The organism is Flavitalea flava, from assembly GCF_054461575.1.
Map to the genome: position 1 here is coordinate 26,953 of NZ_JBTLQH010000012.1, position 23,582 is coordinate 50,534.

At 47.9% G+C, this 23,582-nt stretch carries 14 protein-coding genes; 9 read left to right on the forward strand and 5 right to left on the reverse strand.

Annotated features, from left to right (window positions below; all coding sequences use genetic code 11):
* Nucleotides 1-26 precede the first annotated feature (26 nt).
* The 4 genes from ACX0G9_RS13275 to ACX0G9_RS13290 all read left to right on the forward strand — a co-directional run bounded on the left by ACX0G9_RS13275 (nt 27) and on the right by ACX0G9_RS13290 (nt 5,585).
* A complete protein-coding gene (locus ACX0G9_RS13275; protein ID WP_459065400.1) occupies nt 27-1,841 on the forward strand; it encodes a RagB/SusD family nutrient uptake outer membrane protein in 1,815 nt (604 codons plus the stop codon).
* A 52-nt stretch (nt 1,842-1,893) separates the two neighbouring features.
* A complete protein-coding gene (locus tag ACX0G9_RS13280) occupies nt 1,894-2,817 on the forward strand; it encodes a metallophosphoesterase family protein (protein ID WP_459065401.1) in 924 nt (307 codons plus the stop codon).
* Nucleotides 2,818-2,943: 126 nt separating this feature from the next.
* Nucleotides 2,944-3,261, forward strand: a complete 318-nt coding sequence (locus tag ACX0G9_RS13285) for a glycoside hydrolase family 97 N-terminal domain-containing protein (RefSeq protein ID WP_459065402.1) — start codon at nt 2,944-2,946, stop codon at nt 3,259-3,261.
* A 92-nt stretch (nt 3,262-3,353) separates the two neighbouring features.
* Nucleotides 3,354-5,585, forward strand: a complete 2,232-nt coding sequence (locus ACX0G9_RS13290; protein ID WP_459065403.1) for a glycosyl hydrolase family 95 catalytic domain-containing protein — start codon at nt 3,354-3,356, stop codon at nt 5,583-5,585.
* Between the two features lie 6 nt (nt 5,586-5,591).
* On the opposite strand, the gene ACX0G9_RS13295 is transcribed toward ACX0G9_RS13290, so the two are convergent.
* From ACX0G9_RS13295 to ACX0G9_RS13315, 5 genes are all read right to left on the reverse strand, one after another.
* On the reverse strand, nt 5,592-6,935 hold the full coding sequence (locus ACX0G9_RS13295) for a glucosidase family protein (protein WP_459065404.1): 1,344 nt from the start codon (nt 6,933-6,935) through the stop codon (nt 5,592-5,594).
* 81 nt (nt 6,936-7,016) lie between these two features.
* On the reverse strand, nt 7,017-9,683 hold the full coding sequence (locus tag ACX0G9_RS13300) for a glycoside hydrolase family 38 N-terminal domain-containing protein (RefSeq protein ID WP_459065405.1): 2,667 nt from the start codon (nt 9,681-9,683) through the stop codon (nt 7,017-7,019).
* 35 nt (nt 9,684-9,718) lie between these two features.
* The gene (locus ACX0G9_RS13305) at nt 9,719-12,172 is read right to left on the reverse strand and encodes a hypothetical protein (RefSeq protein WP_459065406.1); all 2,454 of its coding nucleotides are present in this window, start codon (nt 12,170-12,172) and stop codon (nt 9,719-9,721) included.
* Between the two features lie 56 nt (nt 12,173-12,228).
* A complete protein-coding gene (locus ACX0G9_RS13310) occupies nt 12,229-14,493 on the reverse strand; it encodes a hypothetical protein (protein WP_459065407.1) in 2,265 nt (754 codons plus the stop codon).
* A 13-nt stretch (nt 14,494-14,506) separates the two neighbouring features.
* On the reverse strand, nt 14,507-16,909 hold the full coding sequence (locus ACX0G9_RS13315) for a hypothetical protein (protein WP_459065408.1): 2,403 nt from the start codon (nt 16,907-16,909) through the stop codon (nt 14,507-14,509).
* Between the two features lie 327 nt (nt 16,910-17,236).
* On the opposite strand from ACX0G9_RS13315, the gene ACX0G9_RS13320 reads away from it, so the two are divergent.
* The 5 genes from ACX0G9_RS13320 to ACX0G9_RS13340 all read left to right on the forward strand — a co-directional run bounded on the left by ACX0G9_RS13320 (nt 17,237) and on the right by ACX0G9_RS13340 (nt 23,563).
* Nucleotides 17,237-19,504, forward strand: a complete 2,268-nt coding sequence (locus ACX0G9_RS13320) for a tetratricopeptide repeat-containing sensor histidine kinase (RefSeq protein WP_459065409.1) — start codon at nt 17,237-17,239, stop codon at nt 19,502-19,504.
* Between the two features lie 45 nt (nt 19,505-19,549).
* Nucleotides 19,550-20,197, forward strand: coding sequence for a response regulator (locus ACX0G9_RS13325; RefSeq protein WP_459065410.1), 648 nt, complete (start codon nt 19,550-19,552; stop codon nt 20,195-20,197).
* A gap of 136 nt (nt 20,198-20,333) precedes the next feature.
* Nucleotides 20,334-21,611 (forward strand): IPT/TIG domain-containing protein, encoded by a 1,278-nt coding sequence (locus ACX0G9_RS13330; RefSeq protein ID WP_459065411.1) that lies wholly within the window; start codon nt 20,334-20,336, stop codon nt 21,609-21,611.
* Nucleotides 21,608-22,168 carry a hypothetical protein gene (locus ACX0G9_RS13335; RefSeq protein ID WP_459065412.1) on the forward strand — a complete coding sequence of 187 codons (561 nt, stop codon included), beginning with the start codon at nt 21,608-21,610 and terminating at the stop codon, nt 22,166-22,168. Before ACX0G9_RS13330 ends, ACX0G9_RS13335 begins: the two co-directional genes overlap by 4 nt.
* 12 nt (nt 22,169-22,180) lie before the next feature.
* Nucleotides 22,181-23,563, forward strand: a complete 1,383-nt coding sequence (locus tag ACX0G9_RS13340) for an OmpA family protein (RefSeq protein WP_459065413.1) — start codon at nt 22,181-22,183, stop codon at nt 23,561-23,563.
* Nucleotides 23,564-23,582: the final 19 nt, after the last annotated feature.

The following is a 23,582-nucleotide window of genomic DNA, read 5'->3' on the forward strand; positions in this document are numbered from 1 at the left end:
TTTGAATGATCCGCAAAACATCAATAATGAAAAAGATAGCTATTTATATGATCGGTCTGGCAGCGATGGGAACGATATCCTCCTGCACAAAGAATTTCCTGGATCGTTACCCCCAGACGACCATTGCACCGAATCAATTCTTTAATACCGAACAGGACCTCTTGCTTTATACCAATGGGATGATTTCCAACGGGGCGTTTTCACTGCCGGGAAGAGACAACTACCTGGCTGCAAGTGAACAAGGCAGCGATAACTGCGTCACGACAGGGGCCGTCGAGATCAAATCCGTCCTGTCCGGTACCCCGACTGCACAGAATATATCAAGTGGATGGGATTTTTCTGCCTTACGCCAGGCCAACTATTTCCTTGACAATTATGATAAGGCTAATGTTCCCCAGGAAGTAAAGGACCATTACGCGGGGATTGCCAAATATTGCCGGGCCCAATTTTATTACGGTATGGTGAAAAGGTATTCCGATCTGCCCTGGTATTCCCATTCCTTCAGTTCCCCGACGGATTCCGCCCTGTACAAACCCAGGGATCCCCGTGCCCTGGTCATGGATAGCGTGATGGCCGATCTGGAATTTGCTTCCAATCATGTTCGTACCAGCGTGCCTTCCGGGACGCCGGATAACTGGGCGGTTAAAATGGGGTATGCCCGTGTAGCGTTATATGAAGGCACTTACCGGAAATACCATCCTGAGCTGAACCTGCAAGGTACCGCCAATACCTTCCTGCAAAAGGCCGGCGATATCGCAGACAGTTTAATGGTATCCGGAAAATTTGTCATCTACAATACAGGAAATTCCAGCCAGGATTATGCAACCCTGTTCAATAGCCAGGATCTGTCTTCCAACAAGGAAGTGATCTTCAATAATGTCTATGATGTAAGTAAGAAGCTGGACGGAAATAACAATGGGTATTTGTTCGGTACCTATGAACAATCTCCTTCCAGGGACCTGGTTCAGACCTTCCTCATGAAAGATGGAACCCGTTTTACGGACATTCCGGGATATCAAACGATGCAGTTTGTACAGGAGTTTCAGAACAGGGACCCCCGCATGAGCCAGATCCTGGCCTACCCGGGTTGGGTCCGGCAACCTGCCACTACTGCCTATGTCCAGCAAATAAGCAACAGCTTTAGCGGTTATCATCAGTTGAAAGGATATATCAACAGCACGGACCCCAATATTACGGGCGGTGCGGATTTTCCAGTATATCGTTATGCGGAAGCCTTGCTGGTATATGCAGAAGCAAACGCAGAACTGGGCACACTGAACCAGGCTGATTTGGATAAGTCTGTTAACCTTTTGCGCAGCCGGGCAGGCATGCCAGCTTTGAATATGGCTGCGGCCAATGGTAATCCTGATCCGTTCATGAGCACCCAATACCCGGATGTCAGCGGCGCCAACCTGGGCGTTATTCTGGAGATCCGCAGGGAACGCAGGGTGGAGCTGGCTTTCGAAGCCCTCCGCTTCGATGACCTTATGCGCTGGCATGCCGGTCAACTCCTGACCAATATTCCCCAGGGCATGTATTTCCCCGGGCTGGGACAATATGATCTGACCGGCGATGGCGTCCCCGATATTGCCCTGATCGGCACCCATGATCCCATTCCCGCTCCGGCGCCAAAGAATTCATTAGGTGTTCCCCTGATCTATTACAATGTGGGTACGTACAGCGATGCCGTCACCGTATCCCTGCAAAATGGGATCAATGGCGGTGCTACGATTACCGATACCCGACCAAGACAATTTCTCGACCCAAAATACTATTACAGACCGGTCCCGCTGACGGAAACGGTATTAAACCCGAATCTGAAGCAGATCTTCGGATGGTAATATTCAGGATATCCCAAGACATAAAAAGTCCAGGACATAAAAATTGAATGAAATGAAAAGAAGAGATTTATTGAAACAGGCGACCTTGGGGGTTGCAGGACTTTCCCTTCTCAGCAAGAACGCGATCGCCGGCAATACAATGGCCATTGAAGAAGCTGAAGCCAGCTCAGGCATACCCGTACTGACCATCGCTCATATCACCGATGTACATATTCATCCCAAGGATAAGGTGCCGGAGAAATTCACCGGTATACTGGAACAAATCAAAACACATAAGGTAGATTTTTTCCTGAACGGAGGCGATTCCATCATGTCGGCAGATTATAATGATATCAAAAGAGAACGCGTGCTGGAATTATGGGCTGCCTGGGACCAAAGTATGAAGAGCCTCCAGTCCTATGAAGTATTCAGTTGCCTGGGTAACCATGATATGTGGTGGGCCGCACCGTCCAAAGAGGATGAGATGTATGGAAAAAATTATGTGATCAAAAGAGTCGGCATGCCATCCCGCTACTATAGCTTCTCCAAAAAAGGCTGGCATTTTATTATCCTGGACAGCAATAATGCCAATGTGTCCCTGGATGATGAACAATTCGCATGGCTGGAAAAGGACCTGGGCAGCCTTGCTGCGGGAACGCCCGTACTGGTCATGTCGCATTATCCAATCCTGGGTATCACCGGCAACCTGGTAGGTGGTTTGCATTCGGATAACAAAAAACTGAAACAGTTGTTTTACACGCATCGGGACAAGGTTAAGGCCTGTCTGAGCGGGCACAATCACCTGCAGGATGACTGTGAGTACAACGGCGTTCGATATCTCTGCAACGGGGCCATGAGCGGATTTTGGTGGGGCAAAGGGGATAAAGAATCGGCCGGAACCGGTTATTACCTGGAAACGCCTCCCGGTTATGCTATCCTGAAACTGTATAAGGACGGTACTTTGAAGAATGAATACATTCCACATCCTTATGAATAGGCTGAACGGGATTGGATAGATGATAAAAGTTGAGCCTTGAATAAAAGATGTTGGTTAACTTCCCATTTTGTAGTAGCTACGGAATGGGAAGAGTCATTATATATATATTAAAAAAATACTTCAACTATGTGCAGACCTTTTTTTCTGCTTATTTTATTATCGGCAACAATAGGAACAGTTGCCCAGGTTCCTTCCACCTTACAATCACCGGATGGTAACATTCGGTTTCGTTTATTCGTTACAGGAGAGCGTATTATCCAATATGAAGTTGAGTATCAGCAAAAGGAAATTATCAAAGCATCCACCCTGGGGGTTGATGGCTGGCAAGAAGGGTTAAGTCTCCAATCGGTTCGCCAGACTTCAAAAGATGAATTATGGAAACCGGTTTATGGAGAACGCAGTAGCATACGCAACAGCTACCATGCGCAGACCTTTAAGCGATAGTTGGCGCATCCTCTGTATTAAATGTGCATTTGCTTGCATCGGGTGGGCAAGCCATTTGGATAAGGCCGATATGATGATTAAAATAAAGTATCATGCAAAAAGTATTATTGAAAATATTTGGGAGCACTTTAACAGGCGTCGCCATACTTGCTTCCGGCGCTCACGCTCAAATGAGATCTCCGGATCAGATTATTGGCAAGTACAAAAATGTTTTTTCATCGCCTCCTTCCAAAACCCCCGGCAGGGTGGCAGTTGATGGTCCATTGTTAGGCAATGGCTCTGTTGCCGTGGTAATAGCAGGAGAGCCGGAGCAACAAGTTTATTACCTGGCTCGCAATGATTTCTGGAGATTGAAATCGGGATATAATGAATCCTTTCCTGCGGTGCTGGGCAAATTGCAGATTGATATCCCTTTATTAAAATCTGCTTCCTATAAAGTACAACAGGATTTATACAATGCCACCACGATTACAGATTTTACCAAAGGAGATGTATCCGTCCATTTTCAATCCGAAGTTGCTGCCACAAAAGACTGGTTGATTATCGAGATAAAAAATAATGGCAAAAAATCAATAGAAGGTAAGGCTGCATTATTGTTGCCTCAGGCCGATCAGTTCTATGTAAATCCCCCCCTGGAAAACAAATTCCCCGACAGTACCTCTTCTGGAAACAACGAACAAGGTGTGCAATGGATTCAGCGTGGTTTTATCAATGATGTAAGCATTCAAACCCAGGCGGCAGCCGCCATAAAAATAATTGGAAAGTCATCGAATGTGTTTTGGCTCAGAACAGGTGAGAAAATTGTAATGGTTTGTGCACTGTCAAGCAATTTTAAGGATCCCGATTGTCTTCAATCGGTCCTGAAACAGGCTCAGCATACATCATTCCAAATGGTTAAAAATGTCCGAAACGACCATCAGGTATGGTGGCGCCAATTCTGGAACGAAAGTTTTGTAAATATTGAAGACTCCATCATTGAACACCAATACTACAGGTCTCAGTACAATCTGGCATCCTGTAGTCGTGATCCTACATTTCCACCAGGCATTTTTGGTAGTTGGACAACGCGTGAAATCCCTAACTGGAATGGAGACTATCATCTCAATTACAATTATACAGCGCCATTTTATGGCTTGTTATCATCGAACCATTTGCGGCAGGCAATGCCTTACTACGAGCCTTTGCTGGCCTTTATACAAAGAGGAAAATACTATTCGGAAAAGATTGCCCAAATTCCGGATGGAGTGTTATACCCGGTTGGTATTGGTCCACTAGGCATAGAAACTACCCGCAAGAATAAACTCATGAATTATAAAACAGAGGACGAGGGTTTGTTTTTTGGACAAAAAAGCAATGCGGCCTATTGTGCAGTCCCTATGTCCATGCACTTTTATAAGACCTATGACTATTCGTTTACCAAACATGTATATCCGTTCATCCGGTCTGTGGCCATATTCTGGCAGCAATATCTGAAGAAAGAAGGAGACCGTTACATTATTGAAAACGATGCCATCCATGAAGGTACCTACGGGACAGTTAATCCCATTCTTTCCCTGGGGTTGGTACCCATGATATTAAGAACTGCATTTGACATGAGTGTATTGCTGAACACAGATACAGCGTTGCGGGAAGATTGGAAAGAGAAGATGAATCATCTTTCGGAATATACATTACAGGTTAGAAACGGCAAAACCGTATTCAGGTATAGCGAAAAAGGAACAGACTGGTGGGATGACAATACCCTTGGCATCCAGCATATTTATCCTGCCGGGCAAATTGGGATGGAAAGCGATAGCAATCTGCTGCAGATTGCCAGAAATACGATTACAGTAATGAACAGGTGGATGGATATTAATGGCTCCAATAGTTTTTTCCCGGCTGCGGTGAGGGTAGGTTATAATGCAGATACTATTTTTGCTAAACTTCATGATTACAGTTTACATACTTATCCCAACGGGTTTCAATTAAATAATCCGCATGGTATCGAGAATTGCAGTACGGTGCCCAATACCATTAATGAAATGTTATGCATGTCAAACCAAAAGACATTGCGTGTATTTGCTGTTTGGCCTAAAGAAAAGTATGCTGCCTTTTCCAATATCAGGTGTGACGGTGCTTTCCTGGTTTCGTCCGAATTACAAAACAATACTGTTAAATACTTGAAGATAGTAAGTGAAAAAGGACTGGATTGCGTTATTAAAAATCCTTGGGAAGGAAAAACCTTCATCATCAAAAGCACCATCAGAAAGGGATGGAAGCAGAATGGTGAAAAAATTACCGTACCAACATTAGCAGGTGAAATATTATTCATAACACAGGAGTGAAATTATTTATTTTGATATACTGCTGGCCCACTTCCGCAGGATCTGGATCACATCGTAATAAACGCCCGCCTCTCCGCGGAAATCCCCCGATCCTTTTGGCTGCCCGGTTTTAATATCATACCATTCAAAAAAGCCGTTGTATTTTATTGTTCTTGCAATTATTGGCTGTAACTCCTCCCAGGCTTCCTTCACGTATCCGTTCTCTGCCAGCGCTACAATCATCCGCCCGCCAAACCAGGTCCAGTCGCCGGCATTCTGGTAGATATAGGCCTTCATATTCGGAAAAACGATGTCGGGGTAAGGTGGATATACCGTCACGCCGATCGTCGCAAAGGGCTCGCTGGCCGCTGCCGTCTTCATCTGGCCATTGATGGCCGCAATCTCCTGTTTGGTATTGAACCCCGCCAGAATCGCACAGGCCGATCCACCCGTAAACAGCATTCTTTCCTCCCGCAGGAAAGCCGGGAACGGCGATCCGTCGAGATACAAATGCGGAATATATTTCTGCATGTCCGGTTTCCACAAATATTTCCGGACCTGCCGTTTCAACATTACTCCGACAGCCGACCAGTTCTCCTCGGTTCTATAGTCACGGGGCAGGACCGCCTGGAAATCCCGGATCGCCAACGCATACATCGCATTATCATAAATATCGATCGCCCATTTCGTATGGTCGTTGATCCTTACTCCCCAACCCGACTCCGGCTGAACATCGCCCCAGTCTACGGTCGTAGCACCGGTAACCAGCCCATACTTTTCGCTCCACCGATAATGCCGTACATACCGCAAGGCCGCCTCCATCCTGCTGATCACCGTCTTTCCGCCGATCACCTCCCGCAGCACCGCGCTGTCCCCTGTGCCCTGGATATACTTCCGCATCGCCTGGATCAATGAAGACTCCTGGTCCGTCTCCACCGTGTTCTTATGTGCCGCCCAACCCGGCGCCAGTGGGCTGTACAGGAATGGATACGCCACATTCGCCTTGGTCGAATCGATAAAACCGTCGACGATATTCCCGTCCGCCCCCTGCAGCTTAAAGAACAGCAACAGCATCTCTCTCACCTTCGCCGGGGGCTGCACCCGCATCGACCCGTTGATGAATGTGTTGAAGTCGCGGATCCAGACCTCTCCGTAAGACGTGCCGGCATTGAACCCATGCAATAACTGCAAGGCCCTCGCTTCTATACTGTCCAGCCGGGTATCCGCCATGATCTCAGCTGCCAGATTACGGTTATCGGTAGATGCAACCAGCCCCTGAGTCTGCGCATGCAGACGGGATAGACCCGAAAATGCCAGACAACCACTGAATACGGCATAGGAAATATATTTTTTCATTTGGAGCATAAACATGATCGGACTATTTTAGAATTGCAAATACACTAAAAACCGGCCCGGATACTAACACTTATTTGACAAAAACCCATTCCCATGCTATTGTAAAACAAAACTCGCCGGGGTATAGGCATTAAGATTAAATTCGAATTTTCCTGCTATAATATTAATCGGGTTGCCGTTTATTTCTCCCCGCAAATTCACAGGTATGGCCTTTGCTACTTTCATGTCTTTTGGTAATGTAACTCTAAGCTTTCCCGAAATTCCCGCTTGCTCCCACAAACGCAATATCGTCCCATCACCATCAGGGTTTTTTCCAAATGCAGTTATCAATACTCCTTTTTGCGACAGTTGCACACCGGCGGCAGAGGCAGGCAGATTTCCACCGTTATCATCTGCCAATACGGACAAAAGGGGTGACCGGAATTCTTCCGATGGCGTTATAATAGATTTTTCATTATTAAAATGGTCTGTAAACCATAAGCTAATTTTTACAGACCATGAACCCTCAATCCATTCCGTAAAGTTGGTACTCCAAATATTATTGTACAGATTAACAAAGACATTGGGTTTTTGAGGAATAAAATACCTTGAATACTTCCATAACCCGGGCCGGTCAAGGCTGACGCCGGGAGCATCAGGCGTGGAAAGTCCAAATCCATTTCCGGTATTATCTATTACACACATGCCCGAGTTAAGGAAACAATAGTCGAAATTGCTTCCTTTAATAAAATCCCGGGCTGGGTCTACTACTGCTCCCAGCCTTGCTAATTTAAATGTCGGATTGTTGACACGGAAGGGCAGGCTTATCCATCCGGCTTCCGGCCAGGATTCTGCCGGCTTGCTGTTGATGTTCCATATCAATTCCAGATTAGGCCTGTTTTTGTATAAACTTACCGTAATGCTATAACTGTGCGGAAGATCGGTTGATGCACCAAAAAGCAGGGTAGCGCTTACGGAAACAGGGGTTTTTGAAAAAATGATTTTTGCACCCCTCCCTTTTGCAGTTACATGCGGTCCTTCCGTTAAATTCGGCCTGCCTAATTCATCATCAGCCCATTCATGACTGGCTTTTACGTATGTTTTAACATAGTTCCCGGCATCTTCCTTACTAAAACGTTCGTATAAATATTGACCAAATCCATATTCGCTTTTTGCATCAACCATTTCCTTACCCGAGCTTTTTTCTACAATTGAGCTTATTACTCCTTTAGCAGGGTCAAATTGTATTTTCAAGTACTTGTTCTCTATACTTTTGGCTGATTTGTTTACTAAAAATTCCCCTTCAACAGGTGAAAGGGCTTCATTCACCAGTATATAATTATGATAGCCGGATGGTGGTATATCGTTCGCTACAAATTGAATGAGATTCTTTTCATTGGAAACAGGTATGATCTCCCCTGTTTCAATGTCTTTCACTGCAGTACCCAGGTTCCATGAACTACTCTCTTTGATAGTTACCACCCCGCTTCTTTTCCATGGCAGCGGATTATAAACAAAAATCCGCTTACCTTTTATGTTCACATCTCCGGCCAATTCCCGTAATTGGCGGTTCAAAGAAGGGGTTACTACTTTTTCAGCTGCAAACACCCGGTCTGCCTTTTCTTTCCATGACTTTTCAATATCATCAAATGCGCCCTTTGCCCTTTGCATTTTAAATTCATCTCCATAACACCAGGTACCATTGTTACCATGGCTCATTGCCATGCCAAAAGTATGTTCATCAAACAGGAGGTTATTGGTATAGGCATTCGATAGTAGCCCGGAAATGTCATACCCTTTAGTTGACCATAAGTTGTATAAGGTATTGAGAGATTCCAATGCAAAAAGATCCTTACTAACCCTGCGGGAATCTTTCACCTCCCTTGGCATGGACATAAACCCATGTATCCAGGTATCGGGCATATCTCCCCGAACGACAGGCAACTGAGGGTTTTCTTTGATAATCGCATCATAGAAGTCAGAAATCCGTCCAATCTTTACTTTTGCATTCGGGGCATTTTGATGTACTTCCCTTAAAATATTATCTACGTTTTCAGGTGTAGGAGGTCCTGAGTTATCATTTGTCTGCATGATAGCCAGCCAGCTTTTATATGGCCAGTTTGGGGGCGGCAGCAAGGAAGTACCATAATACTTTTCTGAATACATGGTCATTAATTTTGAGCCATCCGGTCCTTCCCACCAAAATAAAACCGGTACTTCCGGTGATGAAGATGCCGAATTGCATCCTATATGAAGAATTTTAACACCTGCCTGAGTCAAAAGTGTCGCCAATATCCAGGAGTGACTTGGAACGTCCGACATTTTTGCATCGTAGGGCAAAGGCAAACCGTATTTACGTGAAATACCTGATGAAATATTCAGGCCCCGAACCAGCATTTCAGGATCGCTGGATTCAGTCTCCATACTAAAAGGCAATGCATGTATCACAAAACGTCCTTTGACTAAGGCTCCTTCGACCTTAGACCTGGTAGCGGGTAAACGCTGATTTAGCATTTGACTCATCGGCCAGCCGGAAACCGTCCAAACAAATTGTTTCTCAGGAGCCCGATACTTATTTCGTTCAATGATGTCGAAAGCATTTTCCATCATCGAAGTACTATATTTCTGAACAACCGCTTCCGCAAAATCTGTATAGCCGATATCAAAATGTGTTTTAAACACAATAACTATTTCTTTCACTGAGGTATCAACCGGCTGCTGCGCAGAGGAAGATGTGCTGATAAAGAATAACAAGGATAAATACAAGCAAATTTTTTGTTTCAAAATTTTCTATGTTATGTCATTAAATAAAAAGGCGGTTATTTTCCCGCCGGCTCTGCCTCTCCTTTTGCCCTGATCTCCATTTTTACGGGTGCGCCATTTTCGCCGCTATATTTCCCGTCAAACAGGATTTCATTGTCACCGGCCGCTAATTCAGGCAATGGCTTTGTAAGCCCGATCGTTTGCAGGATTTTCCATTGTTTGTCGTATAGTCTTATGGTTTTCCCGTCACAATACATAATCTGCCCTTTCTTCAGGCTGACAGGCAACACCAACGCCTCTTGCTGATTTACGGTGATGGACAGGTTGTCGAAGGTCACCTCGGGATCGTTGTCCCCTCCTGGTGCCATCCTCAGGATAAATGCGGCAGGCTGCCGGCCTGCGGGATTATGGAATGGGAAGGTGGAGAATACTGGTTCTCCCGGTTGCTTTAGCTTTTGCTCGTGAGTAAAGTAGCCATTATAAACACGGTACAACCGATAGCTGCCTTCGGACGCAGTCTCCAGGTGGAACTCTTTGGCGATATCCCGCATTTCCGTCTTTTGTCTTTCACTGAACACGCCTTGCTGACGAGCAGTCTCCCAGATTTTGATCGTCGCCAGGATCTCGTCTTTGCGGCCATGCGCCTTCAAATTTTTCAGGCTGGTCGCCAATGCGAAACCGGCATCGAACCCTGCGCCCCTCGCCAGCATCCATTCGATATCTTCCAGCGTCGTCTCCGGTTTGAGACTAAACCATCCCAACATGGCCGGCATCAGGTTGCGTCGGAAGAATTGCTGATTTTTCAGACGGATATCCAGATGGCTTTCCCTGAACCCGGCATACCAGGGCTCGCCCCAGTTCATCCTGGTATAGACATGCCAGAAAAAATGTCCGGGATTACTGGCGTCATTGATCACGCGCCCTTTCAAATCCCCTTTCAGTTGGTCATACCAGGTCTGCGTGAACAATTGTTTCCCATAATCCCCCATCCCCTCGCTCCAGCAGCCTTCCAGCCCGTCGAAGGACACCTGCATCAACCCTGTTTCGTTGAACAGCCGGGCGATCGTTCCCGCAATCTCCTGGTCAAGCGAATGGTTGCCCAGGAATACCTGGTAGCCATGGTCCATCAGCTTGCCAATACTGTCCCCTTTCCGATGGAAGGAAGCCAGGGTCCCAAAGGCACCCCGCTGGCAATCCTTCAGTTTCCAGGGAGCCGACCCGGATACACTACCATATCGGATGATCTCCATTCCTGCAACGACGGATTTCAACGTATTGTTTTGAAACTGATTAAAAAATGCAGGATCGTCGATCGTTATTTCTTTTGCCATGGCGTCGATATCCTCCGCCAGCTTTGAATACCCTACCCTGGCCAGACGGCTGTCGGGTACAGGCGTTACATAAGGATCATTGGTCGTGATAAAATTGGAGAGCGTGTGCAAACCCAGACGTATATTTTCGGTCTTTGCTATATCCACACAGTTCTTTAAGCTGACCCAGTTCTCCGGGAATTCATCCTTGTGCAGGGTAAAATGCCCCCATGTTTCAAAAGGGCCGCCGTGATACAAATACCGCAATCCCGCCTGATGCGTAAAGGCCATGGCTTCCCTGACATTATTTACGCCGAAATCCATGATCAGGTAGGACTCAGAAGCCTTTTGCGAAACCTTTCCCCATACCCCATCCAGCATCGGATGCGGCAAGTGCTCCTGCTGTTCGATCATCCCGATCAACAACAAAACCTCTTTCGGAGCAGTGCCGAACAGTGCCAGCTTACTACCGACAATGCCCCCGTCTTCAAATGCAGGCGCCAGGTATTGGGTATGCCCCCAGTTCGCGATGATCCTGTCTTTATCCCTGCTGCGGCAATAAGCCTGCAATACACTTCCAAAGGAGGTCGGTTTGGCCGCATCCCCGCGATAGGACTGCCCCGCATAGTCATAGGAAGGTTGTATATCATTTCCCGTCCCCGGGTCACCTCCCAGGGTCTTTATATTCAAGGCCTGAATCCCGATAGCAAATTCCTTGTTGCGCACTACTCCCACCACTTCTCCGACCGTATCGCCGATCGTAGTGGGATAAGGGCCCCAGATGACGAGCCCTATAGCGTCAGAAGGTGATAGCCTGGTCAATTCCAGACTGATATAGTCGTCGTTCCGGACCACCTTTAACGTGACATGAACCTTGGCAGCGGCGTCCAGCGGGTAGGTCAAATCAATCTCGGATGCCCGGCTGTTCCACCGTAACGACTCCGGCGCTATGATCCTGCCACTCGCTCCAATGCTCAGCAGGGCGGCATGTTGTCCTTCGGGCAGAAAGCTTTTCTTTGTCTCCAGGCTGGTAAGTTCCGTCAATCTTCCTTCCTTATCCAGCCCTATCCTGAATTTCCGGGTCTGCAACAATACCTGGGCATTGAGCGACTGACCCTCCATAAACAAAAATACCAGTAGGAAACAACAGAACCGGCCAAGGCCGGAAACACCCCAATTAAAAGCTTGCTGCAAATACATAAAATGAATTTTTTAAAATAGAATAATAAAAAGAGAGGGTCTTCCGTACGTCTGATTCAATATCCGGCGGATCTTTTCAGTCGTATATAGATCGTCTTGTTATTGCCTTCTTTATTCACTTTATACAGATTCCAGGTGTCTGCATCCACTTCCTCCAAATGAAAAAATTGTTCCGGGTCGACCAGCTCTTTGCGGATCGCTTTAGGGAAGGCTGCTGCCGCCCTTGCATTTTCCCAGGTCCTTATCGCCTGAAATATCGAATTTTTCTCCGGACAGGACTCGACCGACTCCTCCGTAAGATTCATCATATAGGTCACCCCCAACCCCACGGAAATCGCCTGGATATTTTCGTATTCCTGAACCGTAGAATGCGGACCAAGTTCAAAATTTCCTCCAAAAGAGGACGGGAAATAATTGGCAAAAGTCACATTGCGCAGATCCTTCCCTTCTATACCCCAGGACCTGTCGGATGTTATATACATATTGCGGCCGCCGCCCACATTCCAGGCGCTGTGATAATGCCAGGCCCCTCCCGACAACGTGGCCCCTGTAATGCGAAGATCATCCATCCCCCGCTCCCTGGCCGCCGCATATAATTTCGCATAAAATCGCTTCACCGACCATTCGCCATATCCTTGATAAAACATTCCTTCCTCCCCATCGAAATCAATAAAATGCATACCGTTCTTTTTAAAAACATCAGCATAATACTCCGCATAACGATCCTGAAGGAATATATCGGGAACAAGACCTCCATAACAATTGGTTTGCAGTTTATAGGCCTTGCTCCCTTTCTCATGTCCAGCGGAATGAGTGTCCCAATACCCTCTTGTAACGTGTTGCAATACGAACGGTCTTGTCTTGCTGACAGCGTCGTAATGGATCAATTCCTGTCCGATCCTGATCATATTGGCTGAGGCAGGATGGGCTTCCCATCCCGCTACTTCATCCAGGAAGGTTGGGTTGTCCACTTCAATTACCGTATCAGTTGCATCGATTGTCTTCGTTAGCAGCCTGATTTGCAAATAACACAGACTGTCATTGGGGACAGGGCTTACATCGCTACTGATTTTAAGTTGCAGGAAATTCTGCAGGGTATGGAGGCCAAAGGATATTCCCTTTTTGTTCGAAAGAGAAGTAAAATCTCTAATTTCTTTTTCTCCTGACGAAAAAGGTATTTTTAACGGTATGTCACCTCTATCGGCCCTGTTCGGATAATATTCACCCAGGCTCCAACCTTCTATCGTCCGGAACCCAAGCCGGGAGGTATAACTGATCACACTGTCATAATGCTCTCCGTTCCAGAGTATACCCGGAGTATAACGGGCAGGATCCTTGATCCATTTGCCGTCCTGGACCGGGTAAGGAAGCCCTTCATTCTGTACGATATCCCTGATCACCGTCAGTAGCGCGATCGTATCGGGGCAGCCCCATAATGCGGCCTTCGATCCAATAAACCCGGTGCCGGCTATAGGTTGCAGCTGCTGATGGACCGGGCGGTTGGCCTCCATCTTCGGCATCAGTGAAAACAGGATCTCCTGGGAACGGGTACGGTCTGCTGCATGACAAACTACAGATATCCTGCCCAGACTGTCAACCAACGCTGCATTTCCATACAGTATCCGATAGTATTCCTCCGGATGAGCATAAAAAGCCACATCATTGATCCCGTCTCCGCCGATCGAAAAATAATGTCCTTCTTTCAACCCTGCAGGCAACGGAAAACGTGCCGCATCCGGCGAATGAATAACATATTCGAAAGGGCCGATATCGCCTGGCGTATCGGCCGGACCTCCGGTAGTAGCGTCATTCAGGGTCATCAGGCCGATGGCATAATTTACCTTTGCACTCGTATCCCGGGCCACGCCTATCATTTCGCCCGGCAAGTTGGTAATACTTGTGTGAACAGGCCCCCATTGAATCCTGTCGATCCCTTTTCCGGGAGACAATTTTAATAGGGTCAACCGGATGAATTTCTCTTTCACCTCTTCGACCAACACGATAGCCGTCGATCCATTCCCATATTGTAAAGAAATTTGTCCGGTTCCAGCCTCATAATGCGCACGCACCGGATAATAATATTTTCCACTATCCGAGCGGTAAAGACAAAGGAGTGGAGAAGGCTTACCGATGGGACTGAATTCCCTGGCCGGCCGACCGGACACATTTTTCATACTGGTAATCCATCCTCTCCCATCGATATGCACCGATAAAAAAGCCGTCTTAAAATCACACTGTGCCTGCAGCTGCTGTGTGAACAACAACCCCATCGCCATCGATACGCAAATGATAAACCCAATACCCTTCTTACGAATAACCATAAACTTATTTTATTTATTTTACTTTTCCATCAGGATACACGCTTATTACTATGGACCTTCCGGCTTCTATCTTTACCTTCGGCCATTGCAGGAATGCGGTATAGCCCATGGGCACGGGTGCTTTGCTGCCTGTCTCCGCCATAACAGCCACTTCCGCGTCATAAGGCGTTCCGTTATGGATTTCCATCCTGACATAATCGGATGCCCCGGGAAGGATCTTCGCTTCGACATGATCGAATATAAACAACTCCCGTTTGTCGGTACGAAGATAAATGCCGGGTAATTCCAATGCCATCAGCATCCCGTCCGTTTCAGTCCAGGAATTACGGGTATCGATAAAGTTTCCGGTGCTCCCGCGGCTTTCTGCATCGCTGGGCTGGATCCTTTCCATACAGGAGCCTATAAGATTGCCGGAAGTAATATGCCCAGGCATATTGACGGCTTCCGTTTGTGCATGTTGTATATCCCTGATCAATTCGGCGTATCGGTGATCACCGGTAATACGGAATAATTTGAAAAGATAATCTCCCGAAGAAGTACAGATTCCCGGCGCCGCATGTTTGTTCTGAATACTGGCCCATACGGCGCCTGCCATATGACCGTTCAATTTTCCAATCGTACTGTTTGGAGGGAAGACGGGATCATAGGAAAGTGCCCAGGTTGCACAAAGAGCCGCCTCAGTTTGAGCCATTTTAAGCCAGCGCTCTTCTCCTGAAGATTGGTAAAGGGCCACCAGTGATTCCAGGAAGGCGAAGGCCGATTCGGAATTGGCGTCCTGCGAAATATCACCGCAATCGCCTCCTGTCAGACCCTGACCGGCCACATCTCTTTTATAATAATAGAGAGCCGCGTCTCCGGCAACTTTTAACCATTCGGGATTATGGAAATAATCGGCCGCCAGGACCAGCCCGGCAGGTGCGATACCGCCGCCGGTCGAATTAAAGACTGCTATCTCACCCGTCTCCGGCAATACATATTGGCCGAATTGTCCGTTTTTCTTCCAGGTGGTGGTAAAGGCTGATGCCAGTCTCCTGGCCGCCAGTTCCCATGCCAGTTTGATGCTATCCCCATACCCCTGTGCCCGGAATAACAGCAAATGTTTCATCAGCCAGAAGAGCGCATCCCCGTTCTTGCGAACCATAGCGGTAGTAATGTGACAACCGGCCTCCTCCTTGTCGGAACGCAATTTGCCGGTCGCCAGACATCCCCCATAAAAATAACCGCTCCTTCCCTGCAAACTGCTTGTCACGAAATCCAGTTCTTCCATCACCCGTCTGCGCTCTTTTTCCACCCCCGAAGCCAGCATCGGATAGGTATTCATCATACCGCTTACCCACCCTAGCTGAAAGTGTTCATCATTTTCCGGTTTATAATAAGCGCCGGCCGGCACGCGAATAAAATTATGGCTGCAGATCCCTCGTCCCAAGTCCAGCAATTTGCTCATGGGCACCAAATTACGGGGTTGATTCGGACCATTCAGCTCTTTTCGGATCGTCATATATTTATCCAATACATCCGGGATCTGATGGGCATCAAATACGTAGACACGGAACCGAATCGTTGTTTCGTCTCCGGCTTTCCAGTCAGGCGCCATGTCACCGCTGGCGTGATAATCCCCAAATCCCGAGGCAAGCTTACGCATGGCTGGCGCAACGAGACTTACGGTACAACTGTCTTTGGTCTTATTCTCCGTAATGGAAAGCCCATTGTTCCCCCAACGGGTCTGTTGCTCCGTAAGCAGGATAAAGCCCTTACCCGCCTTGGCGGAATACCAGCAGACCGCCGGCGTTGCCGCATTTCCCGTCTGCAGTTCTATGGAGGACAAGGTCCCCCGATCCATCGACAAATGAGGGTTATCGGATATCGTAAGCGGCAGAGCTGGATTAAAGAACATTTCAAGGGTATAGGGAGGGTTATATCCACTACCCAGTACTGGATATCTATTTCCGTTATACACCGAGGCAGGTACCATTACATAGTTATCCGGCGTCCAGTCCCCAAAATCAAAATGGATCGCGACGGCTGTCGAACGGGCCTCGCCGGCGCTCACTCGAAAAATAGCCTTTACGTCGAATACTTCCTGTACGCTTCCCACAGACCTAACATCCAGCTTAAGCCGCCAGCTGCTACTGTCCCCTTCAATACGATCATTCAGGAAAGTCTGCTCATTCAATAAGGTAGTCCCCTTATATTTACAATTTGTAAATCGTATGGCTCCCTTTACCACAGACAAAAGCCTTTCCAGACCGGTCTGTTTATTTCCGGATTCCTTGCAGGCAGGCTTCTGATCAGAAGTACCGACTTCCGAAAACAGCATGGATGACGAGGATAATAACAAAACCGAAAATACAGACAGGCAGTTGAAGATCCTTTTCATATCCAATTCATTTAAATAGCTGCCGGCGGCCAGCAACATACTCCGGTTTTGATCTTTGGGTCATCCAAAGTGAACATTCCTGGTTTGTCATTTTTTTTTGCCAAAATTTACGGCGCAATCGGTTGCATATAATTAACTGCGCAAGTTTCGGAAACTGAAACGACCGCAACAAACAGTAATTTGACTATTACCGATGCTAAATTGTCTTCAATGACCGGCTTCAACAAGCGTTAAATTGTTTATTGCTGGCACTTGATGGTATCTTTTTCCTGCAATTGTATAACTCTCCCGGATGCCGTTTCCATCGGTGAAACGGATGTCGAAATAGTCCTCATTTTTTGTATCTTCACTACTACGGAATAAAAAATGAGCCAAAATCGCTTTTTACCAGGTTTCCTGACCGGTCTATCCTTTTTACTCCTTATAACAACAACCTTCGCCCAGTCCGTCAAGGCCGCAAGGGCTCATCATGGCACTGAAGGGACGTATAGTCTCCGTGATTCCATCATCATCTTTTCTTTACTGGGCGAAGCGGATAGATGGAAGGAGTTTTCCCGACTGGATTCTGCTACCATACTTTGTCAGCGGGCATTGAAGCTGAGTAAGGAGAAGAAGATGCTTCGGGGAGAAGCTTATTCCTATCTAGCCCTTGGCGATGTTCAATACCGGCTTTCTGAATGGGTTACTATGAAATCCCAGGATTCGATGGGGTTACAGCTTGGCCTCCAACTAAAGGACAGTTTTCTTATCGCACTTGCTTATTATGGATTAGGGCAGTGGGCGCAGGGCATCAATAGAAAGGAGGATGCCTTCGCGGATTTTAAACAGGCGCTGGCCATCCGTTTTGAAAAAGATCAGTCGTCTTACACGGCAGGCGTATACAACGACCTGGGTTATCTTTATGGGAATAAAGGGGAGTTGGACCAACAACGGGAATGGTATCTGAAGGCCATGCGTCTCTATGACAGGATAAAGGATTCCACCGGCATGGCGCAGACGTTCAGCAATCTTTCCGGCAGCAGTCTGGAGCTGGGGAACAAGCAGGATGCCATTACCTATGCCCTCCGGGCCTTACAGATAAGGGAAAAAAAACTGGATAAAGACTTGCTCGCTCTCTCCTGTAACAATCTTTCCCAGATCTATCTTCAGACGGACAGCATGGACCAGGCCATCCGTTTTCAACAGGAGGGGTTGAAATATGCAGCGCTCAGCGGGTCGAAAATAAGACTGGCGCAGAGTTATACCAGCATGTCCTTATTATTGAATAGAAAAGGAAAAAATAAAGAGGCGCTTGATTATGAGAAGAAGGCCATCCTTCTTTGCAGGGAGTTGGAAGATTCCAGCATGCTGGCACGCCGTTGTATCGCAGCGGCCGTGCTTTCCGGCGCCTTAAAGGATTCGGTAGCCGCCATTGGCTATTTTGACGAGGCTGCCGCAGTTGCGCTGGCCATCAATGACAAATACAATCTCCGGGATCTTTATCTCTATCGTACTGTCTTTTATAAGGAAAGAAAAGATTTTTTCAAGGCCTACGAGAACCTGAAGAAATACCATGCTTATAAGGACAGCATCATAAATAAAGAGACCACCCGGAACATTGCCGAGATACAGACAAAGTATGAGACGGAAAAAAAGGATATGTCCATCGGGGAACTAAGGGCCAGTGATCGGATCCACCAATTGGAGATCGACAAACAAAAAGCAATTATAACCGGAAATCTGGCGGAAGCCCTTCGCAAGGAAAACGAGATCGACCTTCTCTCCCAGGCCGGGGAATTAAAGAATACGAAGATCGCGCAGCAGAATGCCGAGCTTGACAGGAGGGATCTGCAGGCAAAAAGCAAGGAGCAGGAGCTGCAATTGGCCAAACAGGAAAAAGAGCTTAACCAGCGGAAATTACAGCAACAGGAGCAGACCAGGAACATCATCATCGGGGCTACTATCCTGCTTGCCCTCATGGCGGCCGGGCTCTTCAACAGATATCAGTTGAAAAAGAAGCTGCAGCAACAGGAGGCCTTGCTGGAGATACGCAATAATATAGCGCGCGATCTGCATGACGAGCTGGGGTCGACTTTAACCAGTATCCATATCCTATCCCAGGTGTCCCGTAACCACCTGGAAAAGGAAAAGAACCCCTCCCGGGCCTTCTCCCTGATTGAAAAGATCACCGAACAGTCCCGTCAGATGCAGCAGAGCATGAGTGATATCGTATGGGCGATAAAAAGCGATAATGACAAGATCGGGAATATGACGGTCAGGATGCGGGAATATCTGGCGCAAACCCTGGAATCCAGGAATATTACCATAAAGTTTGAAGCGGCAGAGGAGTTGCTGAAGTATTCTTTTTCCATGCAGCAACGGAAAGATATCTTTCTTATTTTCAAAGAGGCGGTGAACAATGCTGCCAAATATGCCGGTTGTACATTGATGGAAGTGTCTTTCCGGCTCTGCAATCATCGTATCCTGCTGGAAGTAAAGGACAATGGAGTAGGCTTTGAGCCGGGCAAGCTGCGCTCCACCAATGGTTTGAACAACATGCGGGCCAGGTCCGCCTCCCTGGCCGGTGAGTGCCATATAAAGGCTGAGCCGGGCAAAGGAACAACCATATTGCTGGACCTGCCCGTGACTACATGATAATGTAGGGGCCTTGCGGCCCCTTCTTTGTATATTGAGAAGTATATGCCGGTGAGAATATTATTATATGACGACAATGAAGCGCTGAGACAAAGCATGGAAACCCTGATCCGTGAAGAGGAAGACTTGCAGATGATCGCTGCCATGTCCAATGCGGAGACGGTAGAGACCGACATACGTGAGCTAAAGCCGGATGTGGTGTTGATGGATATCGATATGCCCGCGGTAAACGGCGTATCTGCCGTAAAGCGTATCCGCAGGATCGATGCGACGCTGCCCATCATCATGCTGACCGTGTTTGACGACAATGAAAATATCTTCAATGCCGTATGCGCCGGCGCATCAGGATATATTTTAAAACGATGCGCTTCAGAAGAGATACCAGGGGCCATTCGGAATGTGCTCAGCGGCGGGGCTCCCATGACAGGTACAATAGCCCGTAAGATCCTGCAGATGGTACCCGCCGCCAAGGGGCCTGATACGGAGCATGCGGATCTTTCCCGGCGGGAAGTGCAGATTCTGCAATTGCTGGCCCGGGGGTTTAGTTATAAGATGATTGCCGCGGAAATAAAGATCAGTATGGACACCGTACGTTTTCACATAAAGAATATTTACGACAAACTGCACGTCCATTCCGCCCCCGAAGCGGTGACCAAGGGGCTGAAAAACAAACTCATAAGTCTTTTATTTTAAGTACCCTACATGATGATGTAGTTGTAACCCCCGGGTCCATAGGGTACTTTCGGGTTCTATGAAAAAATACATCTCCCTCCTAAGTGTAATTTGCGCCGTCTGTATAATTACAAGAGCGCAAATACCTCTCAAGCCAGTGGCTTCCAATTCAGCGAAACCGGTAAATTCAGCCAACACCGTTGCCTCGCCAAAAATGGTAATGCCGGTTCAGCGTAATCCCGTTTTAAAGAATGCACCAATGATGATCACGAGCGATCAGACCATCAGTGGTGTAATTCCTGCGGAAGGAACACGGGGTACCGTCATCACGATCAGCGGCCAAAAATTCGGCAACTCTACCTCCGATGTTGTGGTAAAGGTGAATGGTGTCGCCGCCATCGTAACCGGGATCTCCGATAACCAGATCCTGGCGATCGTGCCGGATAAGGCCGGTTCGGGGCCTATCGCGGTAGCAGTAAAAGGCAAATGGGCTTCGGGGGCCGGTTTCACCTATGATTGGAACGGCGCCATCAACTTTATGGCCGGCGTTTCGGCGAACTCCCCGGGCTATGCAGATGGAACAGGGGCCGGTGTAAAATTTAATCACCCTACGGGACTGGCGCGGGATGCACAGGGCTATATCTATATAGCAGACTGTGAGAATAACCGTATACGCAAAATGAACAATTTCGGAGAAGTGACGACCATCGCCGGCAATGGGGCAATAGGCTCAGCCGACGGTACGGGTGCGTCTGCGTCCTTCCACTACCCTACTACACTGGCGGTTGATGCTTACGGGAATATCTATGTTGCCGATGACGGCAACCACCTGGTCCGGAAAATTACACCGTCCGGTATGGTAACCACCCTCGCGGGCAATGCCGGCGGTCATTTTGCGGATGGAACGGGAAGGGCTGCCGGCTTTGGCAGCCTCCGCGGCGGTGTCTGTATAGACGGTTCCAATAATATCTATGTCGGTGACGGAACAACCATCCGGAAGATCACGCCTGCCGGGGTCGTAACTACGCTCGTCAGAGGTTTTGGCAATATCGTAGCCTTGATTTTCAACAATAATGAGCTTTATGTAGCCGACGGAAAAACGGTCTGTAGGGTATCGCTTTCAGGTTCGGTATCCCTGATCGCAGGGTCAAAAGATGCCTATCGCGGTGTGGACGGGTATGGAGCGGCCGCACAGTTCTCCAGCATGTTGGGCATGGCCATGGATGCCGCCGGTACGATGTACGTCACCGAACAGAACGGAGACGATTATCCGCCAACACGGATACGCAGGGTCTCCAAAGACGGCTTTGTCCAGACGATTGGGAATACCGGAACGGGCACAGGGTTGCTGGCGGGTTCCGTCGGGGATGCGGCAAACAGCTTTTACCTGGCCGACAGGACATGGAATTGTATACGAAAAGTAACCATACAATGAGAACAATACTTTTTAACCTCCTGATCTGCCTCAGCTGTGCCACAGGCGCGCAGACCCTGACGCCCAGGTTAACGGGCAAACCCCAGCCGGTGGGCCCGAATATCCGGTTTTACCGGCCTTCGGATCTGGTGATCACCTATTTTGGTTTGAGCAGAATTACCCGCAACGATCTGCATGGGGCCTATGAGGTAACCATCAACGTCACCGTGCACAACAATGGCGAATTGCCATCCAGCAATCTGACCACGCTGAAATGCTTTTATTCCGATGGCCGGGGATTAATCAAACCGCCTGCCTCACTCCCACCTGCGGCTAATGACCCCAATCACGGAACCATCGGCCCATGGACACCCTGCGCGGCGGAGCCAAAACTGCCCATCGTGAAGGGCGGCCAAAGCTGGGGCGGAGAACTCTCTTTCGAGGTCTTATACACGGGTATTGACCAGCATGACAAATTCTATTTTATCATGTTGGCTGATTTTTATGATAACTCAAAAGAGTCTAACGAACATAATAATTATTCGATGCCGATATTTATTACTCCTCCCAATCATTAATAAACCGACAGTATGAAAAAAATTATTATTCTTTTTGGGCTGATGACCTGCTTTATGGGAAGTTATGCCCAGACATTGGGTGATCGGGCGAAGACCACCGCCAACCAGAAAGCAGGTGAACGTATGGACCAGACCATAACTTCCGGTATTGACTCTTCCGTAAATAAAACAGGACGTGCGATAGGAAACCTTTTCAGAAAAAAACCAAAAAAGACAACGACGGATAATGTTCCAGGTGGTATGGGGGGTGCGAACGCCGGATCTGGAACGCCGAACGGATCGGGTTCGTCGGGGGCGTCAGGTGCATCGGCTGCATCAGGCGGGTTGGCCGGGTCGGGTGGGTCTGGCGGATTAGCCGCCGGCCCGGCCGGTCCGATAATTTCCGGCGGGGCTTATGGAGATTTTGTGCCGGGCACGAATCTGCTTTTGGACGAACATTTTGAAAAGGACGCTCTACTCGACTTTCCCGCCCAATGGAATACCAATGGCAGCGGGAAGGTGGTAAACATAGACGGTCAGCAGGGCAAATGGCTGGACATCGCGGTCAATACGGTAGTCAACCCCGTACTCAACAAACCATTGCCGGAAAATTGCACCGTCGGGTTTGATCTTTTTCTTTTGGCGCAGGGAAGTCAATTGACGCCTGTGATACAGTTCGGGCTTACCGCCGTATCCGATATATTAAAGGACGATATCGCCTATAAGGATAAATTTTATGTAGGCATAAGCCGCTATAACGAGAATGACGGACATTCCCTGGAATACGGTCTGAGAGATCCGGTAGGTAATAAAAATGACTTCCCGCTTATATCTTATACCAACAGGGTATTGCATATCGATATGGCCATCAATAAAACCAGGATCCGGGTGTATGCCGACCAGGTCAAACTCATCGATCTGCCAAGGGCCTTGACCCCCGGCATGCGCAATAACTTTTTTATATCCAGCGTGCAAATGGTACCTGCCCCGCAGGTGGATCTGCTGGTGGGTAATATCCGGATCGCTTCTTCTGAGACGGATGCACGCAGCCTCCTGGTTAAACAATTGCTGGAAGATGGCAAGGCGGTGACTAACGATATTTTATTTGATATCAATAGCGATGTCATCAAACCATCCTCTTATTCCATCATCGACCAGTTGGGGGATGTCTTACAGAAAAATCCTTCGCTGAAGATCCTCATTGTCGGTCATACGGACAGCGATGGCGCGGTCGCCAATAATCTCGATCTGTCTCAACGCAGGGCAGCGGCGGTAAAAAATTATATCACGACCCACTTCTCTATTGAAGACGCCCGTATCCGGCCGGATGGCAAGGGAGCTACCCAACCCATTGCCCCCAATACTACAGATGCAGGAAAGGCGAAGAACAGAAGAGTGGAATTTGTTAAATTATAATCCGGTAAAACGATAATCC